Source organism: Ventrimonas faecis (assembly GCF_040096075.1).
In the GTDB taxonomy this organism is placed as follows: domain Bacteria; phylum Bacillota; class Clostridia; order Lachnospirales; family Lachnospiraceae; genus Brotaphodocola; species Brotaphodocola faecis.
The window spans coordinates 1-6,290 of sequence record NZ_JBBMFJ010000058.1 but is presented as its reverse complement, the minus strand read 5'-3'; the positions used below and the strand labels follow the sequence as shown (position 1 = coordinate 6,290).

The window sequence follows — 6,290 nt, the reverse complement described above, 5'->3', positions numbered from 1 at the left end:
TAGAATGAACCGTTCCATCCAGGCAGAAGGTACTTTTGGTATTATAAAAAATGACCGCTGGTATAAACGGATTGTGCAAAGAAACGACGGAAGTCAGGTAGCATATCCATATTGCTAATGCAAGTGGATTTTTTCCTGTTTTTTGATTTTTGCAGGTTATCCACAAGAGTTCTCACATTGCCCTGCTTTTTCCCCTGTTCTCTCCCCATAGAACAAGTCAAGGCCGACTGCAGCGTGAATTATCCACCTGCAATCAGCCTTAACTAACTATAAGATCACTGCATCATAAACCTCTTCCGATTTTGCTTCCAGAAGTCTTTTTGCCATATCTCTCTTCATCTGTGCCAGAATCACCTCTTCTGCCTCGGTGCGGTTTGGTTTTCTTGCCATCTCAATGAAATCCTGACGTACGAAGCCTGGGCGAATGGTGACAACCACCGTCTTTCCTCTGTAGCTGAACCGGAAATAATATCTTCCATGGGGGCTTTCCAGAATGCCTGCTGCCTCCGGCAAATCTTTGTCTACATGGATCCGTCCGTCAGTAACGCAGCGGGTCACCATCTCGAAAGCATCCAGCCCTCCAGGACCCGGAAATGCGGTGACGAGCTCGATCTCTCTGCGCTCCAGAAGTTTTCCGTCATCAAGCAGCGGAAACGCTCTTTGCATGACCTGGAACGCGTGTGCTACACCGCCCGGATATCCTACTCCGTGATACTTTAACAGGTCTTCAAAGCTGAATTCAAGTTTCTGTCCCTTTTCAAGTACTATAATTTTTTCCATTTTTATTTCTCCTTTTTCTTAAGATTCCTCATGTATTATTCCTGTCTGTTGTCCAGAATTTCAGAAACCTGTTCATCTGTCAACTCATACTGATAAACAAACTCAAAGAATTCCTTCACTTCTTCTTTCATGTCCATATCGGCGAAAATATCCGGATACTGGATCTTTGCGGCCCACTTGACCATGAGCGGTGTCTCCACACCTGCCGGATCCCAGCGGTAAGCGCCGATTGGGATCTTGTAAACCTGATGGTTCTTTATTGCATTGATAACGGACCAGTCTCTTCCGTCCTGTTTATTCTCCAGAAGATCGGACGGCATCAGATCGGAATGGTTTCCAATATAGATGATATCCGGATTCCATAAAAGCATCTGCTCCATGTCGACCTCAACCATCTTTCCTGTCAGGTCTTCCGCCGGATTTTTCGCTCCGCTCGGAATCATCCAATGATCATACTGTTTTACTGACACATTCATATCGCTGTAAAATTCAACGACTGTCGGCTTATCTTCCTCTGCTACATCAGTGAGGCGTGAAGCAACTTTCTCGATTCCCTCGTCAATATACTGCACCAGCTGCTCTCCGCGCTCTTCTTTCTGGCAAACAGCTGCCATGATCTGAAGATTTTCTTTTACGCTGTCCAATTCCGCACTTCGAAGCGCCACAACCCTAAGCCCCGCGTTTTCCATCTTCTCGATTTCCTTGTCCTTCGTCGAATAGATGAATACAACATCTGGGCGCAGTTTCAGGAGTTCCTCAACATTTACGGTGGAATCCTTTGTGCACCAGTCTGTCTCTGCATTTTCCAGCTGCGGGTACATGTCCTTCAGCACGCTTTCATTGTACGCTGTGATGGAAGATGGGTTGCAGCCAACGATATTGTCCGTTGCTCCCTCGATCGCATAGTAGATGGACGGGAACGGCTTGCCGACTGTGGCAACACGTTCCGGGACCGCATCAAATTCGATTTCCTTTCCGCGCACGTCTGTGACTGTATAGCTTCCGACCTCCGTCTCAGCTGCCGCTTCTGTCTGCATCTCAGAAACTGTTGTCGCAACCGCCTCTGTACTCTGGCTGGCATTGTTTCCGCTGCAGGCAGTCAGTGCAAATGCAGCGGCTCCTGCTAAAACTAAACCCACCATTTTTCTCATGTCTTTATTCCTCCGTTAGCCTTCTAAATTTATATTTAAACACTTAAAGGATAAACCTCCATCAGATCTGCCGCCTCTTCCCGCAAGATATACGGTCTCTGGCGCAATCCTTTTCCAGTGTCGATCCGCTCTTTAAGAGAAGTACTTCTGATTCTCCCTTTCAGACATGTCTGCACTTTTTTCAGTTCCGCTTCACTGTAAGGCGCTTCTTCCAGAACAGACAATGCCTCATCGATCTGTTCCTTTGAATTAAAGGTTCCAAGAACGGAATGCACCCACGGGGTCGACAGCACATAGCTGTAAGCAGCCTGCACAAGACTCTGATCTTCCCGGATCCGGATTGCGTCAAAAATATGGGAATATTTCAAGATATCTCCCGTTGCCAGCGGATTCATGGCTATGGTTCCCGCCCCGCTTTCCCATGTTGCTTTCAGTCCGTCCGCCCGGTATGCGCTGTTGACCACATTGAACCCCTGCACACTGTAGTCAAAGGGATACTCTTTTACGATCGGTTCGAGTTCCTGATTTTTCATATGCGCGGAGATCGCGATATGTTTTATCAGCCCCTCTTCTCTGGCTCTCTCCATCTCTTTAAGCGCTCCATAGGCCTTCGCGCCGCTCCATTCTACGCCGCTTTTAACGCCCCAGAGGCAGGTAAACGCATCGATGCTGTCCACACCAAGCCGTTTCAGGGAATTTTCCAGATCCCGTCTAAATGTTTCATGATCTCCTGCATGTGTCTTTGACATGATAAAGAACGGGTGTTCTCCCTTTTTCATTTCTTTCACTGCCTCTCCCAGAATCAGTTCCGAATATCCTTCCCCGTAGGTGACGGATGTCTCAAAAAAATTGATTCCTTTTTTATAGGCATATAAAAAGTTCTGAACATGTTTGTCCATATCTGCTGGATCATTCAGATGATGGGTCCCCATGGAAATTCTGGACACGGAAATTCCTGAACGTCCTAAAACCGTATACTTCATTTTTCTCCTCTCTCTTTCTCCTCTTCCCGGTCATTGTCTGCAATCCGGTAAGGTGCGATCGTTCGGTAGGTTCTTCCTTCAGCTGAAAAATCCAGAATGATGGCATGCGTCTGGAAGAATTCTTCCACATTGTTTTCGGTAATGATCTCCGCCGTGTCTCCGAACTTCTGCCGGTAATTTTGCCCCAGCAACAGCGTCTTGTCTGACAGTTGCAGCGCATGAGCCGGGAAATGTGTGTTGATGACGCAGGCCGTATTCTTTTCCTGATTGATATACGAGATCGCGTCCAAAACCCGCAGCTGGTTCTTCATGTCCAGATTTGACTCCGGCTCATCTAAGATCAGAAGTTTCGGTCCTGAGACCAATGCCCGCGCAAGCATTACCATCTGCAGCTCGCCGCCGGAAAGTTCGTTGCAGTACCTCCCTGCAAGTTTTCCGACACCCAGTTCCTTTAGCATCTCATTTGCCTTGTCAAACTGATCTTTTTTCGGAGTATAGAAGAAACTGTTCTCTTTGTCGAGCCCCATGACGACCATTTCCAGAACTCCATAGGAAAATGCGCTCCGTTTTGCCTGCGGCACATAGCTGATCTGTTTCCAGAGTTCTCTATCGGAATATGCTTTTAAATTCTTCTCAAGGATCCGCGCCTCTCCCCCGTTCCATGGCAAAAAACCCATGATGCATTTTAAAAGAGTCGTTTTTCCCACGCCGTTCGGACCTAAGATCGTCATAATCTTCTGCTCTTCCAAGTCAAACGAGATATTCCTCAATATTTCCCTTTTCCCATAAGAAAAACTTCCATTCTTTACTTCCAGTATCATCCCCTGCCTCCTGACGTCTTTCTGAGGATCATGGCAAAAAACGGAGCGCCGACCATTGCTGTCAGGATGGACAGCGGAATTTCTCCCGCTGTGGCCGCTCTGGCTGCTGTATCAATCAACAGCAGGTAGATTGAACCCATAAGCACACTTGCTGGAATCAATATCCGGTGGTCATTTCCGATCAGAAGTCGTGCAATATGGGGAATCACCAGACCGATCCATCCAATGATACCGCAGACGGACACGGTGACCGCAGTCATGATCGTTGCAATCAGGATCACGGCGAGGCGAAGCTTTTTGACGTTGATTCCCAGGGATCTGGCTTCCTCCTGATCCAGTGAAAGCAGGTTCATCTTCCAACGAAGGATCATGGCCACCACCAGACACGGAATCTCAATTGCTGCGCAGAGCAGGACATCCCTGTATGAAACATTTGCCAGACTTCCCATCAGCCACATGGTGATCGTCGGAAGCTTGTCTTCCGGATCCGCGATGTACTTGATAAAGGAAACCAGCGCATCAAACATGGACTTCACAATAACGCCCGACAGCACCAGCACGAACAGTTCGCTGCGCCTCTTGATGCGTGATAGGTTCAGAACGATCACCACTGCCAGAAGGCCGCAGCCGAGTGCGATCACCTGTGTAGCAGCCATGCCGCACGATAACAGGATCGCTAACGCCGCGCCAAATCCAGCTCCCGAAGAGACTCCGAGAATATCCGGGCTCACGAGTGGATTTCCGAAAACGGCCTGATAAATCGCGCCGGAAACAGAAAGCCCTGCCCCCACCAGAATTCCCATAAGGATTCTCGGAAGGCGGATACTCAGTATAACACTTGACTCGTATACATCCATTCCATCGGTCTTTCCGATGAACGATCTCCCTATAATTTCGAATGCCCGAAACGGACTGATCGGATAGCGTCCTACACAGATCAGTACCAGAAACAGGACGATCAGAGCGATGGTCATGATGAACATTGCCGGTCTTTTATTATTTTCCAGAATTCCTCGATCCATTGTTGTCTCCTTACCCATGGCTTATTGGTTAGCCATCGCTAATTAGCTATCGCTAACTATACATTATTTTCCGAATTTTGTAAAATAAATAAAATTGTTCATTTATAAATAAAAGCTATGATAAATTAAAAATGAGCCCTGGCACATTCTCACGCCGAGCGCCGGCGCTTGCGACAATCTGCATCTTCGTGCGAGTGCACATCAAAATAGGCTGCCTGCTATCGGACCGCCCTGTAAAATTTCATGATTTCTTTTATAAACTGCTGCACTTCTTCCTGCTTCCAGCTGTCTTTTGTCCAGGCAATGCAGATTGGAACAGGCTTATCGCCTTCCAACTGTTTCCCAACGATTCCATCATTCTGACGGATCGCCTCCGCCGGAAAGTATCCTGTCGCCATATTTGCGGCGATCATCTGAAGCGCCGTGCTTTGCTGGTCATATCTCCATGAGACCTGCGGTCCCTCCTCATAACCTGCCTGTAAGAATATCTGCCGTAATGCCTCTGTTTTGTGATGGTCGTGTTTTGTGGATACCATCTTTTCTTTCGCAATCATCGGTACTGTGATCCGCTCTTCATGTGCCAGCGCATGGTTTTTCGAGACACAGTACAGCATTTCTGTAGTCTTAAGTTCCGCCCATTTCAAATCATTTTCCATTGGATTTCCACTGTGATTCAGGATCAGAACGGCATCCAGCTTCTTGTCCCGCAGTTTCTCGATCAGTTCTGATGTAGAATCCACGGTCACCTTTATCTCCACATTCTGATACTTTTCGGCCTCATTTGAAAAATACTCCATGTAGGCGGCAGAACCCGCAGATTTTGTCAGACCGATCCGCAGATTTCTCCTATGTTTTACCATATTATGTACCTGGTCATCGAATTCCTTCGCGTGATCCAGCATCTGGGACGCATATTGGTAAAATCCTTCCCCCGCCTTCGTGAGCCGGATACTTTTCCCTTCCTTATCCACCAGGCGGACCGCATACTCCTTCTCCAGTTCACGGATCGCAGCCGTAACCGCTGGCTGCGTCACAAAAAATTTTTTCGCGGCCTGCGTGATGCTGTGGCATTCGCAGACCATGCAGTAATATTTCAGTTGTTGTAGTGTCATTTTTTCACCATGTATTGATCTATTAGGACTGTAAATGTTTAAAATATATAAGTTAGGCATTGCTAACTGCATATATTATACTACATGGTTTTTGGGGTTGCAAGTCTCTGAACAATTCTCACAGTATATCAGCTCTATTCCGGTTACTGTACACGCCTTGCGCAAACAGTAACTGATTTTGCCGATGCTTCGCATTCCGAATCAGCAAAATCGTAAAGGTCAAACCACACGCCTTTCACTAAATCCATTTTTAGTGCATACTGTCAGGCGGCAAATTATACTTCCCACCTACCCACAAATTCCTGCATATTAAATTCGGCAGGGACCTCATATTGCCTATCTCAGGGGCTGTGAAAAAACATAGCCTATAAAAAAGAAGGACCAAGGATTCATAATGAATCCAAGGTCCTCTTTTTGTGTT

At 47.1% G+C, this 6,290-nt stretch carries 6 protein-coding genes and 1 pseudogene; 1 reads left to right on the top strand and 6 read right to left on the bottom strand.

Annotated elements, in window-relative coordinates:
• Positions 1-88 (top strand): annotated as a pseudogene (locus WMO41_RS16125) (transposase); the annotation flags it as partial.
• Between the two features lie 179 nt (positions 89-267).
• Here WMO41_RS16125 and WMO41_RS15660 read toward each other — a convergent pair.
• The 6 genes from WMO41_RS15660 to WMO41_RS15635 all read right to left on the bottom strand — a co-directional run bounded on the left by WMO41_RS15660 (position 268) and on the right by WMO41_RS15635 (position 5,869).
• Positions 268-780, bottom strand: coding sequence for a hypothetical protein (locus WMO41_RS15660; RefSeq protein ID WP_349230568.1), 513 nt, complete (start codon positions 778-780; stop codon positions 268-270).
• Positions 781-815: 35 nt separating this feature from the next.
• Positions 816-1,931 (bottom strand): ABC transporter substrate-binding protein, encoded by a 1,116-nt coding sequence (locus tag WMO41_RS15655; protein ID WP_349230567.1) that lies wholly within the window; start codon positions 1,929-1,931, stop codon positions 816-818.
• A 35-nt stretch (positions 1,932-1,966) separates the two neighbouring features.
• On the bottom strand, positions 1,967-2,914 hold the full coding sequence (locus tag WMO41_RS15650) for an aldo/keto reductase (protein ID WP_349230566.1): 948 nt from the start codon (positions 2,912-2,914) through the stop codon (positions 1,967-1,969).
• Positions 2,911-3,735, bottom strand: a complete 825-nt coding sequence (locus WMO41_RS15645; protein WP_349230565.1) for an ABC transporter ATP-binding protein — start codon at positions 3,733-3,735, stop codon at positions 2,911-2,913. Before WMO41_RS15645 ends, WMO41_RS15650 begins: the two co-directional genes overlap by 4 nt.
• Positions 3,732-4,757, bottom strand: a complete 1,026-nt coding sequence (locus WMO41_RS15640) for a FecCD family ABC transporter permease (protein WP_349230564.1) — start codon at positions 4,755-4,757, stop codon at positions 3,732-3,734. The genes WMO41_RS15645 and WMO41_RS15640 overlap by 4 nt, the downstream gene beginning before the upstream one ends.
• Positions 4,758-4,975: 218 nt before the next feature.
• Positions 4,976-5,869 carry a LysR family transcriptional regulator gene (locus tag WMO41_RS15635; protein WP_349230563.1) on the bottom strand — a complete coding sequence of 298 codons (894 nt, stop codon included), beginning with the start codon at positions 5,867-5,869 and terminating at the stop codon, positions 4,976-4,978.
• Positions 5,870-6,290 lie beyond the last annotated feature (421 nt).

What these genes read in the sequence shown, in the direction of transcription:
- WMO41_RS15660 (WP_349230568.1), bottom strand. Translation starts at nt 780, where the DNA reads ATGGAAAAAATTATAGTACTTGAAAAGGGACAGAAACTTGAATTCAGC.
- WMO41_RS15655 (WP_349230567.1), bottom strand. Translation starts at nt 1,931, where the DNA reads ATGAGAAAAATGGTGGGTTTAGTTTTAGCAGGAGCCGCTGCATTTGCA.
- WMO41_RS15650 (WP_349230566.1), bottom strand. Translation starts at nt 2,914, where the DNA reads ATGAAGTATACGGTTTTAGGACGTTCAGGAATTTCCGTGTCCAGAATT.
- WMO41_RS15645 (WP_349230565.1), bottom strand. Translation starts at nt 3,735, where the DNA reads ATGATACTGGAAGTAAAGAATGGAAGTTTTTCTTATGGGAAAAGGGAA.
- WMO41_RS15640 (WP_349230564.1), bottom strand. Translation starts at nt 4,757, where the DNA reads ATGGATCGAGGAATTCTGGAAAATAATAAAAGACCGGCAATGTTCATC.
- WMO41_RS15635 (WP_349230563.1), bottom strand. Translation starts at nt 5,869, where the DNA reads ATGACACTACAACAACTGAAATATTACTGCATGGTCTGCGAATGCCAC.